The sequence below is a fragment of the Mammaliicoccus sp. RAM2 genome (assembly GCF_045897195.1).
Classification (GTDB): Bacteria; Bacillota; Bacilli; order Staphylococcales; family Staphylococcaceae; genus Mammaliicoccus; species Mammaliicoccus sciuri.
The window spans coordinates 50,150-72,474 of record NZ_JBJNWI010000008.1; the positions used below are offsets into that span (position 1 = coordinate 50,150).

Annotated in this window: 17 protein-coding genes; 5 read left to right on the forward strand and 12 right to left on the reverse strand. The window is 36.0% G+C overall.

What is annotated here, in order from left to right; all coding sequences use genetic code 11:
• The first annotated feature begins 11 nt into the window (after positions 1-11).
• A complete protein-coding gene (locus tag ACJTHF_RS11880) occupies positions 12-740 on the forward strand; it encodes an NAD-dependent protein deacylase (RefSeq protein ID WP_232156967.1) in 729 nt (242 codons plus the stop codon).
• Positions 741-1,033: 293 nt separating this feature from the next.
• Here the strand turns inward: ACJTHF_RS11880 and ACJTHF_RS11885 are convergent, their stop codons facing one another.
• Positions 1,034-2,524, reverse strand: a complete 1,491-nt coding sequence (locus ACJTHF_RS11885; protein WP_232156969.1) for an MFS transporter — start codon at positions 2,522-2,524, stop codon at positions 1,034-1,036.
• A gap of 272 nt (positions 2,525-2,796) precedes the next feature.
• Here ACJTHF_RS11885 and ACJTHF_RS11890 point away from each other — a divergent pair, with 272 nt between their 5' ends.
• Positions 2,797-4,023, forward strand: a complete 1,227-nt coding sequence (locus tag ACJTHF_RS11890; RefSeq protein ID WP_232156971.1) for a pyridoxal-phosphate-dependent aminotransferase family protein — start codon at positions 2,797-2,799, stop codon at positions 4,021-4,023.
• 77 nt (positions 4,024-4,100) lie between these two features.
• Here ACJTHF_RS11890 and ACJTHF_RS11895 read toward each other — a convergent pair whose 3' ends face one another.
• From ACJTHF_RS11895 to allC, 9 genes are all read right to left on the reverse strand, one after another.
• Positions 4,101-5,315, reverse strand: coding sequence for a CynX/NimT family MFS transporter (locus tag ACJTHF_RS11895; protein WP_048540412.1), 1,215 nt, complete (start codon positions 5,313-5,315; stop codon positions 4,101-4,103).
• A gap of 310 nt (positions 5,316-5,625) precedes the next feature.
• Positions 5,626-6,588: a carbamate kinase gene (gene arcC / locus ACJTHF_RS11900; RefSeq protein WP_049320216.1), complete on the reverse strand. Its 963-nt coding sequence runs from the start codon at positions 6,586-6,588 to the stop codon at positions 5,626-5,628.
• Positions 6,581-7,372 carry a DUF2877 domain-containing protein gene (locus tag ACJTHF_RS11905; RefSeq protein ID WP_106417274.1) on the reverse strand — a complete coding sequence of 264 codons (792 nt, stop codon included), beginning with the start codon at positions 7,370-7,372 and terminating at the stop codon, positions 6,581-6,583. Before ACJTHF_RS11905 ends, arcC begins: the two co-directional genes overlap by 8 nt.
• The gene (locus tag ACJTHF_RS11910) at positions 7,369-8,634 is read right to left on the reverse strand and encodes a DUF1116 domain-containing protein (protein WP_106417275.1); all 1,266 of its coding nucleotides are present in this window, start codon (positions 8,632-8,634) and stop codon (positions 7,369-7,371) included. The genes ACJTHF_RS11905 and ACJTHF_RS11910 overlap by 4 nt, the downstream gene beginning before the upstream one ends.
• 1 nt (position 8,635) lies before the next feature.
• Positions 8,636-10,396 (reverse strand): acyl-CoA synthetase FdrA, encoded by a 1,761-nt coding sequence (gene fdrA, locus ACJTHF_RS11915; protein WP_088592685.1) that lies wholly within the window; start codon positions 10,394-10,396, stop codon positions 8,636-8,638.
• Between the two features lie 15 nt (positions 10,397-10,411).
• Entirely contained in the window at positions 10,412-11,461 is a 1,050-nt protein-coding gene (allD, locus tag ACJTHF_RS11920) for an ureidoglycolate dehydrogenase (protein WP_407812623.1), read from the reverse strand.
• A 154-nt stretch (positions 11,462-11,615) separates the two neighbouring features.
• On the reverse strand, positions 11,616-12,647 hold the full coding sequence (gene allD / locus ACJTHF_RS11925) for an ureidoglycolate dehydrogenase (protein ID WP_153654151.1): 1,032 nt from the start codon (positions 12,645-12,647) through the stop codon (positions 11,616-11,618).
• Between the two features lie 15 nt (positions 12,648-12,662).
• The gene (gene allE / locus ACJTHF_RS11930; protein WP_232156972.1) at positions 12,663-13,451 is read right to left on the reverse strand and encodes a (S)-ureidoglycine aminohydrolase; all 789 of its coding nucleotides are present in this window, start codon (positions 13,449-13,451) and stop codon (positions 12,663-12,665) included.
• Positions 13,452-13,493: 42 nt separating this feature from the next.
• On the reverse strand, positions 13,494-14,726 hold the full coding sequence (allC, locus tag ACJTHF_RS11935) for an allantoate deiminase (RefSeq protein ID WP_088592684.1): 1,233 nt from the start codon (positions 14,724-14,726) through the stop codon (positions 13,494-13,496).
• Positions 14,727-14,899: 173 nt separating this feature from the next.
• Between allC and ACJTHF_RS11940 the strand changes: the two genes are divergently transcribed.
• Both ACJTHF_RS11940 and ACJTHF_RS11945 read left to right on the forward strand, forming a co-directional pair.
• Positions 14,900-15,739: an alpha/beta hydrolase gene (locus ACJTHF_RS11940; RefSeq protein WP_106417278.1), complete on the forward strand. Its 840-nt coding sequence runs from the start codon at positions 14,900-14,902 to the stop codon at positions 15,737-15,739.
• A gap of 3 nt (positions 15,740-15,742) precedes the next feature.
• On the forward strand, positions 15,743-16,990 hold the full coding sequence (locus ACJTHF_RS11945; RefSeq protein ID WP_106417279.1) for a Zn-dependent hydrolase: 1,248 nt from the start codon (positions 15,743-15,745) through the stop codon (positions 16,988-16,990).
• Between the two features lie 537 nt (positions 16,991-17,527).
• On the opposite strand, the gene allB is transcribed toward ACJTHF_RS11945, so the two are convergent.
• Entirely contained in the window at positions 17,528-18,889 is a 1,362-nt protein-coding gene (allB, locus tag ACJTHF_RS11950) for an allantoinase AllB (RefSeq protein ID WP_078355358.1), read from the reverse strand.
• Positions 18,879-20,369, reverse strand: coding sequence for an allantoin permease (allW, locus tag ACJTHF_RS11955; protein WP_048540402.1), 1,491 nt, complete (start codon positions 20,367-20,369; stop codon positions 18,879-18,881). The genes allB and allW overlap by 11 nt, the downstream gene beginning before the upstream one ends.
• Before the next feature lie 290 nt (positions 20,370-20,659).
• On the opposite strand from allW, the gene ACJTHF_RS11960 reads away from it, so the two are divergent.
• Complete coding sequence (locus ACJTHF_RS11960; protein ID WP_048540401.1) at positions 20,660-22,279, forward strand: PucR family transcriptional regulator; 1,620 nt, start codon at positions 20,660-20,662, stop codon at positions 22,277-22,279.
• The last annotated feature ends 46 nt before the right edge of the window (positions 22,280-22,325 follow it).

Sequence of the window (22,325 nt, forward strand, 5' to 3'; positions counted from 1 at the left end):
GAGTGATTAACATGAATACACAAATTCAACAACTTAAAAACATCATCGATTCATCTCATAATATTACTTTTTTTACGGGAGCTGGTATTTCAGTTGCTAGTGGTATACCTGACTTCCGTTCACTCGGTGGATTATATGATCAAATCTCAGAAAATGGCTATTCTCCAGAATATTTATTAAGTACTGATTATTTACAAAGCGATCCAGAAGGATTTATGAACTTTTGCTTCCAATATTTACTCTTCACCGATAAACAACCTAATATCGTACATCAATGGATAGCCCAACTTGAAAAAGACCATCGTTCACTCGGTGTCATCACACAGAATATCGATGGTCTTCATAGTAATGCCGGCAGTCTAAATACAGATGAATTGCACGGCACTTTAAATCGATTTTATTGTACAAAATGCCAACAAACATATACTAAATCTTATGTTATCGATAACCATTTACACCATTGCGAATCATGTGGTCATACCATTAGACCAGACATCGTATTATATGGTGAAATGCTCGATCAAGACACAATATTTAACGCATTAAACAAAATAAGAGAAGCAGACACACTCGTAGTACTCGGGTCATCCTTACTCGTGCAACCCGCAGCAGGACTCATCTCAAACTTCGAAGGACAAAACCTCGTCATTATAAACAAAGACGAAACACCTTATGATGCTTCAGCAAACATCGTTATACATGATGACATGGTAGATGTTGTACAAGAGTTGTTGAGTTGAGTTAGACCAAATCACAACGAGTTCCCTCTTTTATTCTTGATAACAAAATACACTCATGTTATTATTTAAGTATTAAAAAACACTCAGCAACTTTGGAAGGTCGGCTGAGTGTAAAAAATTAAGGCGTATAGTCTATTCTATATTTCACCATGATCTAATAAGGCACGGTGAACATATAGGCAATCAATAAGCACATTAATTTTTATGTTCTAATTATAGCATGGTGTCATGACTCTCAACACCTAAAAAAGACTACTTATCCCTCTATTTTCTGGGAAATAAGTAGTCTTTTTTTATGTTATTTTCTTACCAGTTTCTGCTAATATTCTCCACAATAATAGAATAATTGCAGCGATGATTGTGATTGTTATGATTAGGATTAATGAATATGCATGATCAAATGCATTTGTGCCTAATTCTAGTAATTTACTTTTTAATAGTCCATTTGAATTTTCTGCTACAATCATCGTTTCTTCAAAACTGCCTTTTGCTTTTGCTGGTATTTCTGCTATCGACATTGAGCGTTCCATTAAATAAGTATAAGTAAATGAGAATACACCACCAAGTGCGGCTATTCCTATTGACCCTCCGAGTTCATATGACACTTCTTCTACTGAAGCTGCCATACCTGCTTTATCGTCATCAACGTTTGTCATGATTGCATTTGATGCTACAGTCATTGCACCGCCTAACCCTAATCCTGCGATGCTAAGAAATAATATTTGAATCCATAAATCATTGTGTAGAAATGCTGTGAATCCTACAATACCAATTAATGAAATGGTTAAATTATAGATGAGAATTTTGATGGTATCAAATCGTGTTAAGATACTACCCTGTACAATTGCCCCTATAAAAGCTGCTGCTGCCATAGACATTAAGACTAATCCTGCTTTTAATGGAGTCAGATTTAAAATTAATTGTAACCGTTGAGATAAAATCATTTCAAAGCCAATTAATATGGATGCTGAAGTAAATGCAGCTATCACACCTGATAAAAAGTATTTATTTTTAAATATGTCTAAACTAATTAAAGGATTTGATAGTCGTTTTTGTCGACTAATAAATAATTTCAACGACCATAATCCAATCACTAATGTCAGTATAATCAGTACATTTGAAGGATTTTCTTTTGTGACTTCTTTAATAGCATAGACAGTCCCTATAAGCCCTATCATAATCAGAATTGAACTTGTGATATCCCATTTTTTATCTTTATTGCCTTTAATATTAGGAATTTGTATATAAGCAATGATAATAACAATTATCGTAATAGGCACATTAATTAAAAATACTGAACCCCACCAAAATTTAGTTAATAATAAACCACCTATTAAAGGTCCTAATCCAGCACCTGCTGATGCAATAGAAGACCATATGCCTAGCGCAAGTGCTCTATCTTTTTTGTCATCAAAAACTTGTTTAATAATAGCAAGTGTTGACGGCATCATTGTTGCTGCACCAATAGCCAATATAACTCTAGCCATAATTAAAGTACCAGATGTTGGAGAAAAAGCTGCGACAACTGATGCTAAAGTAAAGATTACTAAACCAGATAAAAACATATTCTTATGCCCTACTTTATCGCCCAACGTACCTAAACCAGGTAAAAGCCCTGCTACAACTAAAGGATACGCATTTACAATCCATAATTTTTGAAAAGCACTCGCTTCCAATTCATACGTTATCGTAGGTAAAGCAGTATATAATACAGTCATATCAATAACGATCAAAAATAACGCACTAGAAACCAAAATTAACGAAAACCATTTATTAAATTTCATGATAAATCCTCCTTACTCAAATAATGGTAAGGTGTATAGTTACTATATAGTCAAACATAAACTTTTAATCGAATATATAAGGCTTTACGAGTGAATTATTGGTACAAAAACACTTAAAATTAGTGATATCTAAATTCATAGACCGTTCCAATGTTTTTTTGTAATATTCTGACAAAAAACGGAGGAATAATCAGCATTTTTGACGAATAATTATATAAAAATCTAAGATATAATGTATAATGACAAAATTTATAGAAAAAGAGGTTAGCAATGTGGATACTTTAAAAGTGAACAAACGATTAATTATGACACCTGGACCTGTAAGTGTAGATCCACGTGTTTCTCAAGCAATGTCGAATTCTATACTCGGTCAATTCGATTATGAATTTGTAAATATCATGAATGAAACAATGTCATTAATTCGTCAGTCATTCTTAACAGAAAATAAATGGGCTTTCCCAATTGATGGCACAAGCCGTGCTGGCTTAGAAGCCGTTATATCAAATATCGTGAAACCTGGTGATGAAGTACTCGTACCTGTAATTGGTCGATTTGGTTATTTATTTACTGAACTCGTAACACGTGCAGGAGGTATCGTCCACAATATACATAAACCAATGGGCGAAGTCTTTGATCAAGCAGAAATTATTGAAGCTTTAGATGAATATAAACCTAAAGTACTTGCGATTGTACATGGTGAAACATCAACTGGAAGATTGCAACCTATCGATCAATTAGGACGTGCTTGTAAAGAGAGAGGTATCTTTTCAGTAGTAGATGCGGTCGCAACTTATCAAGGTATGGTTATTCCTGTAGATGAATGGGAACTAGACGCAGTCGTTGGTGGTGCTCAAAAATGTCTATCTATTCCTTCAGGTATTACACCGATTACGTTTAACGAGCGTTTCAGCGAAGAAATTAATAAGCGCAAACGTGTAGAATTAGGCATTCGCTCTAATGAATCTACCGAAAAAGAACATTTCATTAGCAGTAACTATCTAGATTTAACACAGTTACAAGACTACTGGAGCCCTAAACGCCTCAATCATCACACAGAATCTACAACATCTGTTTATGCATTATATACTGGATTAAAATTAGCACTATCAGAAGGGATTGAAGCACGTGCTAAAAGACATAGTTATCACCAAGAAGCTTTAAAAGTAGCGCTAAAAGCACTAGGCTTAGAAATTTACGGTGACGAATCTAACGAAATGAAAATGGTCATCTGCGTTAAAATTCCAGAAGGCATCGATGATAATGCCTTTAGAAACGGTTTATTACAAAACTACGGCGTAGAAATTGCCGGATCATTCGGAGACTTACAAGGACAAATATGGAGAATTGGTATTATGGGTTATGGTGTGCAAAAACAAAACATCTTAACATTCTTATCAATATTCGCAACATATTTAGTATCACACGACAGCCAGCAACACCTTAATGTAGCAGAGTCTATCAAGACATTATTAGACTATTATGAACAAAATGAAATCTAGCATTTCTTGAATGATAAGTTAGCTACAATCCAAAAAAGTCTGAGACAGTAACTTTGTCTCAGACTTTTTTGTAACTGTTAAATCGTTTCATCTTCTACAACTCTATTTTTAGATGCTGGGTATCCTACTATAAAGAACAGAATAGACATAACGATTAAGGCGATGATGCCTGATATCCAACTGTCTGTCGCATCGTGTAAATAACCAATAAAGAATGGTCCGATGGCAGCTATTAAATATCCGATAGATTGCCCGAATCCTGATAATGCGATACTTCCGTCACTTGTACGTGCACGTATAGAGAAGAATGTCATACATAAGCTAAAGCATGCACCCATACCTAAACCTGCGATAATAATACCGATTACGAGTAATACTAATGATTGCGTAAAGAATAAACCAAATCCAACTAAGAATAGTATTGTGATGATCACAACTAATATACGTTGGTCTTTTAATTTAGACGCAATAATCGGGAATGTAAATGTCATTGGCACTTGTGAAAATTGGTTAAGCATGAGTAAATAACCTGCAGTTGATGGGTCTAGACCTCTATCTACTAATATAGAAGGCACCCAAGCAACAACTGTATAGAATACCATTGATTGGAATCCCATTGTTAAAGCTACTAACCATGCTAATTTAGACTTTGTAATGTTTAATTTTGTATGTTGATTTTGTGCTTCTGATAGTTTATCTTGGCGTTCGAGTTTAGCGCCTTTACTTGCCTTTGGAATCCATAAAATCAATGCGATAATTCCTAATACAATCCAAAAAGCAAGAGACAGTCTGAATCCTAATGGAGATTGAGACATAGGGAAGCTTAGTCCCCCACCTAATCCTGCAGTAAAGTTCATTGTCCCACTATAAATACCTGTTGCTAATCCAATTTGTAATGGAAAATACCATTTCACATAACTCGGTAATACAACATTACCAAATGCGATCGCAATACCTAGTAAAACTGTACCAATAATAAATAAATTAAAACCACCTGCAACACGTATGTACAAAGCAACAATTACTAATATCGTTGATAGTACGATTGTATTAGACATCGTCAAACGTTTAGTTACTTTAGATACTAATGGCGAGACGACTGCAAATATAATGAGTGGTATTGTTGTTAAAAAACCAGCAAGGCTGTTATTAATTTGCATAACATCTTTAATTTCATCAACTACTGGACCTACTGATGTTAGTGGTGCACGTAGCGTAGATGCGATAAATACAATCGCAATTATGATGCCCCAATTTTTTTGAATTCTATGTGTATTATAGGGTTCAATCATCTTATACCACCTTATTTCTAAAAATTTTTCTTATAAAACCATCAACGCAACATTAGTATAGTTCATTCATATTGAAGTGTATATAATATGATAGTCTGGAACAACACTTTGTCCCAGACTTTTTTAATAGTATATCAGAGATATGATTGAGTGCAATGCTGCTATGTTGAGCGACTTGATCGTTAGCCATAGGGGGATGGGTTTTTCTTCGGTCTATAAAGTTTAGTATGTCGGCTAACGATCTTGTTTCGTTTTCTTGGACGTTAGAATTTCTAACAACTTTGTTCAGCACAAAACCAAATGCTTCATATTAACAAGAAACTGGTTTTACTGAAGGATCTAATAAAATACGTGTACCCGCTTTTCCTTCTAATGCATCAATTGCATCATCTAACGAACAAATAATAGCTTCTTTACCTGATTCTGCAAATTGAATAGCCGCTTCTATCTTAGGTAACATACTTCCTGCTGGAAATTGATCTTCTGCTACGTATTGTTTCGCTTCTTCAACTGAAATTGTTTTAAGTTTTTCTTCGTTTTCTTTACCGAAGTTCACGCACACATTTGGTACGTCTGTTAACATCATAAATGTATCTGCTTCAACTTGTTGCGCTAATTTCAAACCTGAACGGTCTTTATCGATAACAGCTTCTACACCTTTAATATCACCGTGTTCATCACGGTAAACAGGTATACCTCCGCCACCTGAAGAAATCACAATCGCTTGATTTATTAATTTCTTAATTTGGTTCACGCCATGAATAACAAGTGGTTCTGGAGAAGGTACAACACGACGGTATCCTCTACCAGCATCTTCTACCATGACAAAGCCATGTTCTTTTTCTAATCTTTTAGCTTCTTCTTCACTGAAGAATACACCAATTGGTTTAGTTGGATTATTAAATGCCTGGTCATCTTTGTCTACTTCTACCATTGTTAATAATGTTAATACATCACTGCTAATACCTAAATCGTTTAAATGATTTTTAATAGCTTCTTCCATCATATAGCCGATAAATCCTTGAGATTCAGCACTACATGCATTAATTGGAAGTGGGTTCACAATATCTTTCGCCGCTTCGTTTTGAGCGATAATATTACCGACTTGTGGCCCGTTACCATGTGTAATCACAATGTTATGTCCTTGCTTCTTCAATTCTGCCATTTTACGTGTAGCAGACATCACGTTGTTATATTGATTATCGTATGACGCTTCTTGATTAGGTTGTAATATCGCATTACCACCTAGTGCAAGTACAACTCGCTTACCCATACGTCTCACTCCTTAATGTTAATGCTACATACATGCCATATAACGTGTCTCTTCCAGATGAAGAACCTACTTTTAAAAGTTGGTCTAGACGCGCGATTGATGGATCATGTTGTAGTTTAGAAATTTTTGAACTAAATTGACCTTGCAGAGCACATTTTAAAAATGTTTCGCCTACAAGTGTGCTTAGAGATGATTGCAGTAATATGTTTAATTGTTCTAAATGATTATTGTTAATAAAAGGATGGATAAAATGAATAAATAAAATACCTGTCAGCATATCATCTCCGGACGGTGTTAAACCTTGTCCTCTACCAATCAGATATCGGTATTGTTCCTCAACTTGTTCAGCATTTCCAAATTCTAATGCGTTTAATATGTGTTGCATCTTCTCTTTGTTAAAATCGCCTTGCTCATACATCTGAAAGTTATAAGATGCGATATTTTCTTTAAGCGTTTGTATATCAGTCTGTTCCGAAAAGTCAGATGCCTTTAAAGTTGGAACATGCCAAACGAGTTGGCATGTCTTACTTATTTGAATAGCAGTAGGACCCACTACAATTTGTTGATTTAATTCGATTTCGTTAAATAAACTTTGCTTTGTTTGTGAATCGACTAATATACCAAATGGAAATGTTCCATTTTCATCTGTACCTATAAAGATAAGATCATTCGATTCATTGACGATATTGAAGCCTTTATTAAATATGCTATGCACATAAAATTGTTTATGTTGTTCTAAATGTTTCTTAGCATTCTGTCCTATTGCAGTTGCTTGTAGAATCACGCGTTAAATCCTAACTTTTCAGCATACGCTGTGATCGCTTTTTCGAAACATTCGATTGGTGGATGTACTGTACCTGCACCAATTTGTCCGTAACCAGCAATCTTATGCGCAATACCTGTATTGATAACAGGTGTAATGCCTGTTTCTACAACTTTACGTGCATCGATTCCTAAACAAGCCCCTTTAAAGTTCCATGTTGGGATCGCAAAGTTAGGGTTCTCACCAATGCAAATTTCAGTCATTTCATTACTAATTTGTAATGCATCATCAAATCCACCAGTACCAACAAATCTTGTAACAGCTGGTGCTGCGATCATTGCCATACCACCGACACCGATTGTTTCAGTAATCGCTGAGTCACCAATATCTGTATTCGCATCAGCTGCTGAGTAACCTGTGAAATATAAACCTTGAGGTGTGTTAACAGGTGCTGTGAACCATTCGTCACCCATACCTGCAATACGTACACCGAAGTTCTCACCGTTACGACACATTGCTGTTACAACTGTTCCGTGTTCGATTTGACGAGCAGCGTCCATCATCGCTTTACCTGTAGCCATCGCGATATTTAAGAAGAATTGATCTGTATCAGCTAAGAATTGTAGTACTTCTGTACGTTTCTCAGGTTCTACATCTTCTAATGAAGCAATGATAGGGGTTACTTCTTTTAAGAATGCTAATGATGCTGCAATGTTACGTTGGTGGAATTCATCACCCATTGCAATTGCTTTAGCGATTAATACGTTAACGTTTAAGCCATCATCCATTTTTTGAAGAGCTTTACTTAATACTGGACCTAATACATCTTTCATCCAGTGCAGACGGTTTACAACTGTTTCATTGTAAGCACCGAAACGTAATACAGCACCGATACCTTCATTCATTTGACAGTAGGCTTCATTACCTGATTCTCTATTTTCAACAACAAGTACAGGCATGTTAGCTGATGTGATACCACCCATTGGTCCAACCGCGTTAACGTGATGACAAGGGATGAACGTAATTTGTCCTTCTTCTAACAACTTACGTGCCGCTTCTTCGTTCTCAGCCCATCCTTCAAATAAAATTGCACCGACACATGAACCTTGCATAGGATCTGTCATGTTTTCATATTTGATTGGTGGTCCAGCATGTAATAATACATGTTCTTTAAGTTCTGGAATTTTAGATTTAGCAGGCACAACATCTACTAAAAATGGTGCTGCTGCGATCATCTTATCAATGACTGCTTGGTTAGCTTCGTCTATTGTTTTATAAGCCATTTTATACTGTCTCTCCTTCGTAATTGTTTAAGAATTGAAGTACTTTCATTAATTTCTCGTCGCCACCTGCGATTGGTTGCCAGTTAAACTGAACAACTTGCGCATCATTAGCTTGAATAGCTTCTGTGAAACTCTTCAATCCGATATTAATCACACTTGGTTTCATATTAATTAAGTTCAAGACTTTTTCATCAACTGTTAAATCAACAGATTCTGCTTCGAATGATTTTGTTTCTAATTGTGGTTGTTCAACATCTTTACCAAGTAAATGAAGTGCTGTCGTCACCATTTGATTGTTTGTTTCACATACGATTGCGCCAGCTTCTTTTAAGATATTAACTTGTTTGTCGTAACCTTGGTGGTCATGCTCAGTACCTACAACTGTAGCAAGAACTGCTAAACTGCGACCTTCTGATTGTGCTTTGTCTAACACTTTTTGAATCGTTGGCGCAAGTTCACTTGCCATGTCATCATGACTTCCGTATCCGATCACGTTATCTAACATAATAATAGCTGTTGATGGATCGTCTGCGGATTGTTCTAACATTTCGATACGTTTAGATGGGTCAATCATAGGATGAGGTCTACCTTGTGTATAAATATCATCACCTAAGTCGATAATTTCATGGTGACCACCTTTATATGAAAAGCCTTCTGGTGTTTCTGCATCTGAATTGTCGCCTAAAGTATCTTTTAATAACATTGCTGCTTCAGAAGCTAACGTACCGCCAGAGTAATAACCTTTAACGCCATCTTGGTTATCAGCAAATTTGATGTTAATATCTGATTGAATTGCTGTACTAAATTGAGGTGTTTCTCCATTTGAAAGTTGAACAGATACACGTGCCGCTTCTTCCAATGTATAAGCGTGGTGAATGTTTGCTTCTGTATATTCAGGTTTAGAACCTAAGAATAACGTTACGATTGGTTTTTCGATATTACGTAATAAATTCAATACTTTTTCTTCTACTTCTTTAGCTGGTGGCTTAGAAATAACTGTAATGACTTTCACTTTAGGATCCGCATTAAGTGCTTTAATACTGTCTAACATCGTAATCGCGCCTACTTCTGTAGATAAGTCACGGCCACCTGTACCGATAGCATTTGTAACACCTTTTCCTTCACGGTCAATGATTGTTGTTACTTCTTGAATACCTGTACCTGAAGCGCCAACAACACCGATGTCCCCTTCATTTACAGTGTTTGTAAATGCAAGTGGTAAACTATGAATAATACCTGTACCACAGTCAGGACCCATTACAAGTAAACCTTTGTCATGTGCCATTTCTTTCAAACGTACTTCGTCTTCTTTTGCTACGTTGTCGCTGAACATAAATACATTTAAGTTATTTTTCAATGCTGTTTCAGCTTCCATCGCTGCATATTGCCCAGGAATTGAAATCAATGCTAAGTTAGGATTGTTTGCTAATTCTAATGCACGGTTCCAATTTGAAGCTTCGTTTTGTTTTTGAGATTGGTCTTCACTTTCACCTTTCCCTTTCAATTCTGCTTCAACTTCTTGGTTTACTTCTTCAACTTTTTCTTCATTTTCTGTATCTACAACGATGATAATATCGTTTGGTTTCGCTGCTTCTAATTCATCCGTACCTAATCCTGAAGATTTAAAAATATCTTTATTGGCAGGTGTTCCCATCATAATGGATACTTGGTTAATACCATCAATAGCAGATAATTTATTCGATAATAACATTAATACAATCGAATCTTGGTAAGTGTTTTCTTTAATAATTGTGTGTAACATACTATTCCTCCGTTATTATTCTGCAAATCTATTTTTTCCGTGATAACGATCAAAGTGCACATCGTCTGAAACTAAGTAGTTGTATATATCATCAACAATTTCAATGCCTTCTTCGTCATATTTTTCACTACGTAATCGGCCACGTTCACCCGGATAGAAAATTTCTCCATATCCTTGTGCTGCTGGTTGTGCTTTTAATTCATTGAGCATTGTTGAAATGTTTGATTTAAATTGGTCTAAGTCCGTGAAGAAGGCTGGATTAATCACGACATGTAATTGGCCTAAGTCACGGCCTTTCGTTAAATCTTTGTACATTGATGAAACATGTACACCATGTGGTACACCTAGTAAACTACCTGATAGAATATCAACCATCATCATAAGGCCATACCCTTTAGGTCCTGCAACTGGGACAAGTGCATGAACATCTCTTGCATTTGTCGTTGGTTCACCATTCGCATCAACTGCCCATGTATCTGGGATTGATTGATTTTTCGCTCTTGCATCTAGCACTTTACCCCATGCTTGAACGGTCGTTGCCATATCAAATGTAATAATACGATCATCGTTTGATGGTGCACTAAATGCAATTGGATTTGTTCCGAAATATGGTTCAGTACCGCCGAATGGCACAACCATTGGATCTGATTGGCACATACTTAAACCGACCATATTCTCTTTAGCTGCCATTTCTACAAAGTAACCTAACGCACCGCTATGTGAAATGTGCTTAACACCAACAACGGCAACGCCATTTTCTTTAGCCATCTCGATTGCTTTTTCCATCGCTTGTTTAGCCGCTTGATGACCAGGACCATTATCTCCTTCAAATATAGCTGTTGATGAACCCGTTTGTTCGAATTGATAATTCGGATTGGCTGTTATGCCACCTTTAGCAATTCGCTCAGCATAGTACTCTACTCGTACTGCACCATGTGAATGAATACCTCTATAATCCGCAAATGTTAATACGTCTGCTACATCTTCTGCAGCACCTTCGTTTAAGCCCGCTTTAGCTAATTTATTCTTCATTAAATCAAATAATTCTTTCTTTGAAACACGCATATCTTAACCTCCTCATTACTCGAATAGTGTAATTTATATACATAAAATCATGATTTTAGCCGTAAAAAAAGAAGGTACTCAAGACGTACGATATTAAATGTCGACAGTCGTCATTTATAACATTCAATTGTCTCTTTCACTTCTTCTCAGCTATTTAATAAATGTCATCAGATATTAAATACTCATAAATACTTTCGGCAATCGGTATGCCACTTTCTTTGTAGCGTTTTTTAACGTCCTCTTGAATTTCACCTGGGTAATAAACTTGATCAAAGCCTTTAGCCGGTTTAATATCATGAAGTTCATCAACCATTTCAGAAACGTGTGTTAAAAATTGTTCTTCATCACCAAAATATGCTGGATTAATGACGATATGAAATTGTCCTAATCTACGATACTGACTTAAATCTTCATACATTGATGTAACATGTTTTCCAAAAGGTAAACCTAACAAGCTACCTGCTAGAATATCTACCATCATCATCAATCCATAACCTTTAGGACCCGCGACTGGTAATAGCGCAGCGACTTCAAATGGATCTGTCGTTGGCTCACCTTGTTTATCTACTGCCCAAGTGTCTGGAATGGATTTGTTTTTAGAACGTGCATCTAAGATTTTTCCCCAAGCTTGCACGGTTGTTGCCATATCAAATAATATCGGTTCACCATTTTTACGTGGTGCTGCAAAAGCAATTGGATTTGTACCGAAGTACGGTTCTGTACCACCAAATGGTACAACCATTGGATCTGACTGACATACTGTTAAAGCGACCATGCCTTCTTTTGACGCTTGTTCAGCAAAGTAACCAATCGCACCACTGTGGCCCATTTCTTTAATACCGACCATGCCTATACCACTTTCTTTAGCTAACTTAATTGCTTCTTCCATTGCTTCATAAGCAACATAGTGCCCAACTGCATTATCTCCAAAGTAAGTACCTGATGATGGACCTGTCTTTGTGAATGTTAATTCTGGATTCAAATTGTATCCTTTTTTTGCAGTACGTTCTGCGTAATATTGTGTACGCACAGAACCGTGTGAATGAATGCCACGCTCATCTGCAAATATCATCAAATCTGCTGTCTTGTCAGCATGTTGTTCAGATAAACCTGCATTTGTCAGTTTGTCTTTAAATAACTGGCGCAGCTTTCCACGTTCTACGTATACTAATCCTTCTTCTGCCATTCCTAACAACCTTCCTTAAATTTCGATATCTCTATTTGCATCTTTAGAGTAAATATAAGCGAATGGTTCGTTTAAGCCTACAGCATAAGTTGCTTGTGGTGCATAAGCGCCCATAAAGATGTAATCACCTTTATCAACTGGTTGCCATTCGTTATCTAAGTTGTACATACCGCGACCACTTAATACATAAGCACCGTGTTCTTGAACGTGTGTTTCAATATATCCGTGTGAAGCACCTGGTTTAAATGACAAGATATGAATGTTCATGTCATATGCTAATTCTTTAGGTAATAAATCAAGAATTGTAACTTCTTCCATACCTTCATAAGGTTCTTGAACCATGTCATTCACATTTCCAGTTACAACTTCTGGTGTGAATCCTTCTAAAGGTTGGTAACGTTTTTTATATAAGAATACGCGGCTATCATTGTTTTGATTGCTGTTTTCAAAAGTCATAACTTGGTGACTTGGTACGTATAAGTATCCACCAGCTGCTAATTCATATTTTTTGTCATCTGCGTATGCGTTGATTTTACCGTATTCAACGTAAATAAATGTTTGAACGCCGCCTCCACCAAAGCCTTGTCTATTTCCGCCTTGATTTTTTAATGTTACTAAGTAGTCTACAAAGCGAGCACCTAATCTTGGTGAACCTAAAATTGTAACGTCGCAATCTTCGAAACCTGGTACAACGTTGTTTACTAAGCCGTCTGGTGTAATAACTGCATAGTTGTCTTTCTTAATAACTGAACGTGTTTCTAAAAGTCCTTCTCTATAACCTTGATTATGATTAATGTAACCCATGATCAATACTCCTTTTCTCTATCTCTATTTTTAAAAATTTATTTATTCTTGATAAGCAAGCTCATATAATACTTGTTTCAATACTTCGATACCTTTTACTAAATCTTCAACATTTGTCTCTTCTTCAACGTTGTGACTCACACCATTTATAGATGGCACAAACAACATAGAAGTTGGTACATATTGTGCGAAGATTTGTGAATCGTGACCTGCACCTGAAGACATCAGTTTCCAATCCGATTCACCCACGACTGTTTCAGCAGCGCGTTCAATTGTCTTAACTAAATCTTCATTCATTAAGGTTGGTGCTTCGTCCATCCATAAATCAATATCGTGTTCAACGCCTTCTTCTTCAGATACGCGTTTAATACATGCATCGATTTCTTCAGCAAATTGATTTAATGCATCTTGGTCAATGTGACGACAATCGATTGAGAATGTCACTTCACCTGGCACAACATTTACGGTATTTGGTATTGGGTCGACGCGACCAAATGTTAATACTAATGGATCTCCTAATTCTCTTGCACATTCTGTCAATTGTGTCGCGATTTTACTAAATGCGATGACAGCATCTCTTCTTAAGCCCATTGGTGTCGTACCTGCATGGTTTGCTTCACCTTTTAAATTAACTGTATAACGTTTTTGTCCAACGATACCGTTAACGACACCAATTGATTTTTGTTCTGTTTCTAACACTTTTCCTTGTTCAATATGAACTTCGATAAATGCTTTAATGCGACTGTAGTCATTGTCTTCTGTACGATAATCAAATCCTACTTCACGCATAGCATCTTTAAATTGAATACCTTCAGCATCAGCAATTGTATCTACATCGTCTTTACCTGTTAAGTTGAAGAAGTTCTTACTACCCCAGAATGCAAATGGGAAGCGACTGCCTTCTTCTTCTGCTAAAGCTAAAATTTCTAAAGAACGTAATGGTTGTCCGTATTCTGCTTTCAATGATTGCATCGCTACAAGTGCTGCTAATACACCGAATTGACCATCTAAATGGCCACCTTCAACAACTGTATCAATATGAGAACCAGACATAATCGTTTCTTCTGGGTATTTACTACCTTCAATACGACCTCTTAAGTTACCAATGTCATCGAATTGTGCTTCAAATCCTTCTTTATCTAATGTTTCTTTTAATGCGCGAACAGCGTTTGACCATTCTTTTGAATAAAGTAAGCGTGTAATACCGCCACCTGTCAAACCTCCAAATGAAGTAAACTGTTTATCTAGCGCTTCGAAAGAAGAACGGATGTCCATATAATTCATCTCCTTTTCATGTCAATTACTATTATAAGCGGTTACATTTTTGTTATCATTCACAAAACATACAATAATTCGCTTAACTTTTATATGTTTTATACAAATACGACCTAAATTTAATTTGAGATACTATGATTAGGAAAATATATCTTCTAGGAGGCTGAGTTGTTTTGACTCAAAATCATTCAATGTGTTTATCAAATGATAGTTTTCAATTACCCTATACCATCATCGAATCTAAAAATGAACACCCTCAAGGGGTTATCATGTACTTTCATGGTGGCGGGTTAATTTTTGGTCAACGTGATGACTTACCACAAACGTATATAGATATTTTGACAGAGTCCTACCATCTTGTACTCGTTTCTTATCGATTAGCACCAGAGAGCCCGATTGATACGATTATCTCAGATGCATTAGCTCAATACGATGAAATCAGTGCCTTATATGAGGCATTACCAATCTATACATTTGGTCGTTCAGCTGGTGGATTCTTAAGTTTAATGGTTGCACGTTATCGTGAAGTTGCAGGCATTCTTGATTTTTATGGCTATGCACGTGTTCATGTTCCTGCATTTTTAAGACCGAACGCACAATACCAAGCTTTATCAACTCAAATTACACCAGCGATATTAAATCAACTTATACAACCTAATCCTTTAACTTTTGGCTCATTACAAACGAGATATCCGATTTATTTATATGTACGCGGCCAAGCGAAGTGGTTATCTTATTTAGGTATTCAATCATCAACAGCAAGTGCATATAATATTTCAACTAAAGAATTAAAACAATTTCCACCGACTTTCATTGTACATTGCAAAGGTGACCCAGATGTTCCGTATAGTGAAAGTGAACATACTTACCGCCAAATTGAGCATAGTCATTTAGAAACGCTCGATTTAGACCAACATGATTTTGATCGTGAAGTAACACCAACAAGTATTTCACTGTATAAACAAGCCGTACAATTTTTAAGTCAATCATCAAACTTAATTCAAGGAGGATAAATGATGAACATTCAAAATGTCATGGAAAATCTAGAAACGTTTAATCAATTTGCACGTAATCCTGAAAATGGTGGTATTAACCGAATTGCTTTTACACATTCAGAACGTGTAGCAGCACTTAAATTCTCAATGCTTTGCCAAAAAGCTGGTCTAGATGTCTACTTTGATTTCTTCGGAAATGTTATTGCGCGTCGAGAAGGTAAAAATCCAGACTTTAAACCAGTCGTATTAGGTTCTCATATAGATACGGTTAAAGACGGCGGGCAATATGACGGACTACTTGGTGTTGTTGGTGCGTTGGAAGTTGTTGAATATTTAAATAAATATCAAATAGAAACGGATCATCCCATTATTATCATTGCCTTTGCTTGTGAAGAATCTACAAGATTTAATGAAGCGACATTAGGTAGTAAATATCTCACAGGCAATATGACGAAAGAAGATATGAAATATATTAAAGATAACGACGGGAATGTACTTTATGATATTGTCGCACCACTTGCTCAAGACATGCATGGTAAAGCAGCATTATTTGAAAGAAACAATATTAAAGCATTTTTAGAATTACACATCGAGCAAGGTCCTATTTTAGAGAAGAAACATAAAGATATCGGCATCGTGACAGATGTAGCAGGTCCGCATCGTTTTAAATTAAAAATTCAAGGCGTGACGAGTCATTCAGGTTCAACACCCATGCCAATGAGAATAGATGCACTGACAACATCCGCAGAAATCATCTTAAAAATCGAAGAAATTGGACGTGCTTATCATGATAAAGGAATTGTGACAACAGTCGGTTATGCAGATGTATATCCAAATACAATGAATGCCATACCAGGAGAAGTCACACTTTTAATAGACATTAGAGGTAAGAATGAAGCCGTACGAGAACAAGTCGTTGATGAAATCACATCACACATTGAATGCATAACAGATCATCGCAATGCACATTATGAATTGGAAGATTTAGGTCAAGATACACCACGCAGTTTCAATCATAAAATTGCACAAATCAACGAAGACAACTGTCAGCAATTAGGATACACATATAATTATATGTACAGTGGCGCAGGACATGATGCTATGATCATCGCACCCATATGTCCAACAAGTATGATATTTATACCATGTAAAGAAGGTATTAGCCATTCACCAAAAGAATCCGTCACAGCAGACCAAATCGAAAAAGGCATTAACCTCCTCATACAAACAACAATCGAACTAGCCAAGCTCGACACCGTGTTGGAGTAGGATATTGAGGGGGATTGGTGAGGGATGTGAGTTGAGGGGATGTGAGTTTACTAGTATTTTAACTCATATATTGGGCTATCTCTTGGCTTTACTCATCACTTAAGCCATGACTTGGGCTATCTCTTGGCTTTACTCATCACTTAAGCCATGACTTGGGCCATCTCTTGGCTTTACTCAATACTTAAGCCACGACTTCCATTATCTCTTGGCTTTATTCATCACTTAAGCCACGACTTCCACTATCTCTTGGCTTTATTCATCACTTAAGCCACGACTTCAGCCATCTCTTGGCTTTATTCAATACTTAAGCCACGACTTCAGCCATCTCTTGGCTTTACTCAATACTTAAGCCACGACTTCAGCCATCTCTTGGCTTTATTCAATACTTAAGCCATGATTTCCACTATCTCTTGGCTTTATTCAATACTTAAGCCAAGAGATTCCGCCCCTTCCTCCTAGAAAAACCTAGCTCACCCCTCCAATACGAAAAAAGGCAGGGACACCACGATGGTCCCTGCCTTTCCTTATATATAATTCTTAGATAAAGCGTCCTAAGCGTGCTTCTGTTACACCTGTTTCTTGATCATAAATTTCTTGTCCTCTTAATATTGTTTTTGTAACTTGCGCGCCGATTTCTCGACCAATATATGGACTCATTTTATTTCTATATGCTAAGTCTTCTGCTTGTAATGTATATGGTGCTTCTGGTTTGATAAATACAAAGTCTGCATCTTTTCCTAGTGCGATGCTTCCTTTCGTATCTAATCCAAAGCGTTTTGCTGGTGCTGTTGCAATGATATCAGCAAATTTTTGTAATGACATATTACGTTTTTGAACGCCTTCGTCAAATAGTATATCTACGTTATTTTGTAATCCTGCAATACCGCCCCATGCTTCGAATGCATTGTCAGTATCTTTTAAATCTGGTGTACATGGTGAATGGTCAGATGTTACGAAGTTAATGTCTCCGTTTAATACGCGATTCCACATACCTTCTAATCGAGATTGTTCACGAATTGGTGGTGAACATTTAACAACTGGTCCGATTGAATCTAACTCTTCTTTGTAGAAGTATAAGTAGTGTGTACATGTTTCACATGTAATATCTACACCTTCTTGTTGAGCTTTGATCACTTCTTCAACGCCTTCTTCACAAGCAACGTGTACGATATGCACGCGACAACCTGTTTCTTTAGCGAATAATACGATTTTGCGGATTGGTTCAACTTCAGTAAATACTGGTCTAGAATCCACATATGCACTTAATGTTGTTTCTCCATTTTCTTTAGCGATTTCACCTAAACGATCTGTAATTGTAGCATTTTCTGAATGGATAGATAAGATTTTTCCCGTTTTAGCAATTTGTTTCATACCTTCATATAATGAATAGTCATCAACATTTTCAAAATCGCCTTCGATTGTACGGTCACCACAAGTTGCTAAGAATGCTTTATAGGCAACAACGCCCGCTTCATCTAATTCTTGAATACCACCGTTTAAGTTATATGGTACTAATCCTCCGTAACTTGCAACATCTACAGCTAACTCATCTTTACCTGCATCAAATTTAGCTTGGATAGAAGCTTTATCTGTAGTAGCTGGTACTTGGTTTAATGGCATTTCAACAAATGATGTTACGCCACCTTTAGCAGCTGCATTAGTACCTGTTACGTAACCTTCCCATCCGTCACGGTATCCGCCACCTGGTTCTGTAATATGCACGTGAGCATCTACCATACCTGGTGAAACGATTTGATTTTTTGCATCAACAATTTGTTCAGCTTCTCCTAATTCTTGTCCGATCGCCGCAATTTTCCCGTCTTTGACACCAACTTCAACTTTTTGCGCGCCATCTTCTAAAATAACTAAACCATTTTTGATAATTAAATCATACTTCATTATATGCCACTCCTTCTTTTTTACTTTTATCTGCATGAAATACATAATGTAAAATGATATAAACACCGCCGGCTACAATAAAGCCGATAAACCATGAAAAGTCTGAAATCACTGTGAATCCTGGTAAGAATCCAAGTAATGAAATAACAACACCAGCAATTGTTCCGATATATGCCGAAATATTAATGCGTGGTATTTTTTGATCTTTTACACGTAAATCAAAATACAATTTATCTATATCAATGTGACGTCTAGACACAATATAGAAATGTACAATCATGACACCTGCTACAGGTCCAAGTATTGCCCCAATAGCATTTAAGAATACGAAGATACTATCCTCGTTCTCCATCATTTTCCATGGCATAATCACAACACTCAGTACTGAAGCAATGACTACACCACGGCGATAATTAATCCACTTGGGCAATAACGCACTTAATTGATACGCTGCTGGAATAATATTACTTGTCGCATTTGTAGAAATAGTTGTCATTAATAATACACCAGTTGATATGAGAATTGCCCAGAAACTATCCCATTCATTAATGATTGTTAAAATGTTCCACTCTTGGTGACCTAGATAAATAGAACCACCAATAATAATGAATACACTCGCAATCGCGAATAAGATATGTGCAACAACGATACCTGAAATTTGACCGACAATTTGCGTCTTCGTAGATTTCGCATTTTGAGTAAAGTCAGATACACTTGCACCAGGTCCTGCCCATACACCTAATAATGAATTAAAGATTAAAATAAATGATAAAATCGCTGGGTAAATAATACCGCTAGATTTCGTTGAAATTTCATAATCTAAAATGTTGCCAACGCCTCCTGCAGCCATGACGCCCCAGATTGCCATACCACCAAATACAATGTATATAAGTGGGTTTAATACGGCAGTGAATTTATTAAGTATTTCTCCACCACCAAATCCAATTGCGAAACTGATTGCCCAGAATATTAAGAATGCGATTAATCCAGGAATTGAAATACCTAGAATCGTCACACCGCTTGCGATATCAGCGAATCCAGGGAAAATCTTATTCAATAAGATTAATAGTGCTTGTGAACCAGCAAAGGTTTGAAGTCCAAACCAAGCAATACCAGCTACAACACCACGTAGTATACCTGGTAACTTTGCACCTACATCTCCGTATGTATGACGCAATTGCATCGCAAAAGGTATACCATATTTAGAACCAGCATAACCATTTGCTACTAACAATAATGCAATAATAAATGAACTTAATATTAATGCGAATATTACCTGTAAAGGTGATAGTCCGATTAATAAGAATCCACCTACTGCAGTATAGTTCGGTATATTATGAACGGCACCCATCCATAATGTAAAAAAGTTAAATGCCGAATTGTTTCTTTGTGCTGACGTTTTGGGCATTATATCTTTGTTATAGCCACGTTTTTCAAATTCGGCTGGAGTTAATGCCACGTCGTTTGCTTCTCTTGCCATTCTATATGTCTCCTTTGAATTAATCAGCTAATAACTAGCTATGAACTCTTCATATACAAGTGTAAAACTTATGTAAGCGTTTTTCTTTGTAGTTCTTAACATATATAGAATTTAAAATTATAGGTTTCGTACAAATTTTGTGTATAATAAATTTTAGAAATAAAAATCATTGGTCATTTTGAACAAAACAGATAACATTTTGACAAAAAATAACGGTTTCATTTATAAAAAATCGTTTTCATTTTTATATAATCTTCATTGAAAGATAAACAAAAACGGGAGGCCTTATGATGACAACTCTAAACGAAATTTTATCTATACCTCAATTTAAAGGTTTAGAGCTTATTAATAGAAAAGGAGATTTATCTTCTGAAGTAACGAGTCTAGACATTACTGAAAACAATGACATTAAACATTTCACATCTAGCAATGCCTTCATCTTAACAACGGGCGTACTTTTCCAAGATAATCAGGAGAATTTAAAGAAATTAATTAAAGACTTAAGTGACATTCAAACAGCTGGTCTTGGTATTAAAGTCTCAAGATTTTTACATAAAATTGACCAAGATGTGATAGATTTTGCAGACGAATTGCAATTTCCGTTAATAGAAATTCCTGAAAGTTGGAACTTAGGTGAGATTACGCATGAAATTTCATCCTTTATATCCGACTCTGAAACGGGCAAATTAAATTATGCATTGCAAGTTCAACAAGAACTTAACCAACTGCTTATTAAAGGGTTCAGCATTGATAATATGATTGAACGCATGAGTAAATTACTTGGCGTACCTATTATATTATTTAATCCGTTCAAGAAGCCTGAAGCGATCAGTCATCACTATAGACAAAGTCAGTCATTATTATCTGAACACGTCGCTTATTTCAATGCACATCAACAAGAGGAACTCACACAAGATAAAAACAACTTAGTATTCGAAAATAAAGACCATGTTATCTTTAAAGTGTTGGGTTACACATATTTCCCTTACTACATAATGGTATCTCAAGTGAATAAACTTTCTTATCCATTTAGTCTTTTAACAATTGAACAAGTTGTGAGCGTGCTTAGTTTCGCCTTGTACAAAAATACTAAAATTCAAGAAGTAGAAAAGAACGACATTAACCGCTTCTTTGAATCACTCGTCTACAACAAAAGTGACCAAGCATTATCTATCAAAAAACATGCGGATTTATTAAGACAATATTATATCTACCCATCAGACTACTACCAAACTATCATTTGTGGCATAGATGCTAAGACTAACTTAGAAAATAGTTATTACTTAAACGAATTGCACCAATTAACTTTTCAATGGTTAACAGATAAATTATCCGAAATCGACTCATACATCAGTGTTTATCGATTACCAAGCAATGATCGCTTTGTCATTTTAATACAGAATAAACAAGAAGATCACCTAGAGATGATTGAACGACTACAAATCAGTTACAATGATTATTTTGAAGACCAAATATCTTTTGGTATAGGTAATGAAGTAACAGAGTTCTCTCAATTACCTTCATCATTCTTTGAAGCAAGCGAAGCATTTGAGAATGGCTTATTTAACAATGAAAAATCATTTATTTCCCAATACCATTCGAAAGATATTCAAGAATTATTGCAGCTCATACCACAAGAGAAACTCTTACCATTTGTGAAACATACACTCGGTCCACTTAGCTATCCAAAGACTAAAAAAGACATAGAATTAAAACAAACATTAAAAATTTATATGGATAACCAGTGCGATATCACAAAAACAGCAGAGAAAATATTTATCCATAGAAATACCGTCAAATACCGTATAAACAAATGTAGTAATCTAATAGGCACTAATATAGAAGATCCAATCCAATCATTAAATATACGTATCGCAATCTATGCGTCTAATATGATTCCATTTGAATAATTCTGATTATCAATACTCATAAACAATCTATATAGACACATAAATA

Excerpts from the sequence above, each read along its gene's own strand:
- ACJTHF_RS11880 (WP_232156967.1), top strand. The coding sequence starts at position 12 with ATGAATACACAAATTCAACAACTTAAAAACATCATCGATTCATCTCAT.
- allD (WP_153654151.1), bottom strand. The coding sequence starts at position 12,647 with ATGGCAGAAGAAGGATTAGTATACGTAGAACGTGGAAAGCTGCGCCAG.
- allE (WP_232156972.1), bottom strand. The coding sequence starts at position 13,451 with ATGGGTTACATTAATCATAATCAAGGTTATAGAGAAGGACTTTTAGAA.
- ACJTHF_RS11960 (WP_048540401.1), top strand. The coding sequence starts at position 20,660 with ATGACAACTCTAAACGAAATTTTATCTATACCTCAATTTAAAGGTTTA.
- allC (WP_088592684.1), bottom strand. The coding sequence starts at position 14,726 with ATGGACATCCGTTCTTCTTTCGAAGCGCTAGATAAACAGTTTACTTCA.
- allD (WP_407812623.1), bottom strand. The coding sequence starts at position 11,461 with ATGCGTGTTTCAAAGAAAGAATTATTTGATTTAATGAAGAATAAATTA.
- ACJTHF_RS11910 (WP_106417275.1), bottom strand. The coding sequence starts at position 8,634 with ATGGCTTATAAAACAATAGACGAAGCTAACCAAGCAGTCATTGATAAG.
- ACJTHF_RS11895 (WP_048540412.1), bottom strand. The coding sequence starts at position 5,315 with ATGATTGAACCCTATAATACACATAGAATTCAAAAAAATTGGGGCATC.
- allB (WP_078355358.1), bottom strand. The coding sequence starts at position 18,889 with ATGAAGTATGATTTAATTATCAAAAATGGTTTAGTTATTTTAGAAGAT.
- arcC (WP_049320216.1), bottom strand. The coding sequence starts at position 6,588 with ATGGGTAAGCGAGTTGTACTTGCACTAGGTGGTAATGCGATATTACAA.
- allW (WP_048540402.1), bottom strand. The coding sequence starts at position 20,369 with ATGGCAAGAGAAGCAAACGACGTGGCATTAACTCCAGCCGAATTTGAA.
- ACJTHF_RS11945 (WP_106417279.1), top strand. The coding sequence starts at position 15,743 with ATGAACATTCAAAATGTCATGGAAAATCTAGAAACGTTTAATCAATTT.
- ACJTHF_RS11885 (WP_232156969.1), bottom strand. The coding sequence starts at position 2,524 with ATGAAATTTAATAAATGGTTTTCGTTAATTTTGGTTTCTAGTGCGTTA.
- fdrA (WP_088592685.1), bottom strand. The coding sequence starts at position 10,396 with ATGTTACACACAATTATTAAAGAAAACACTTACCAAGATTCGATTGTA.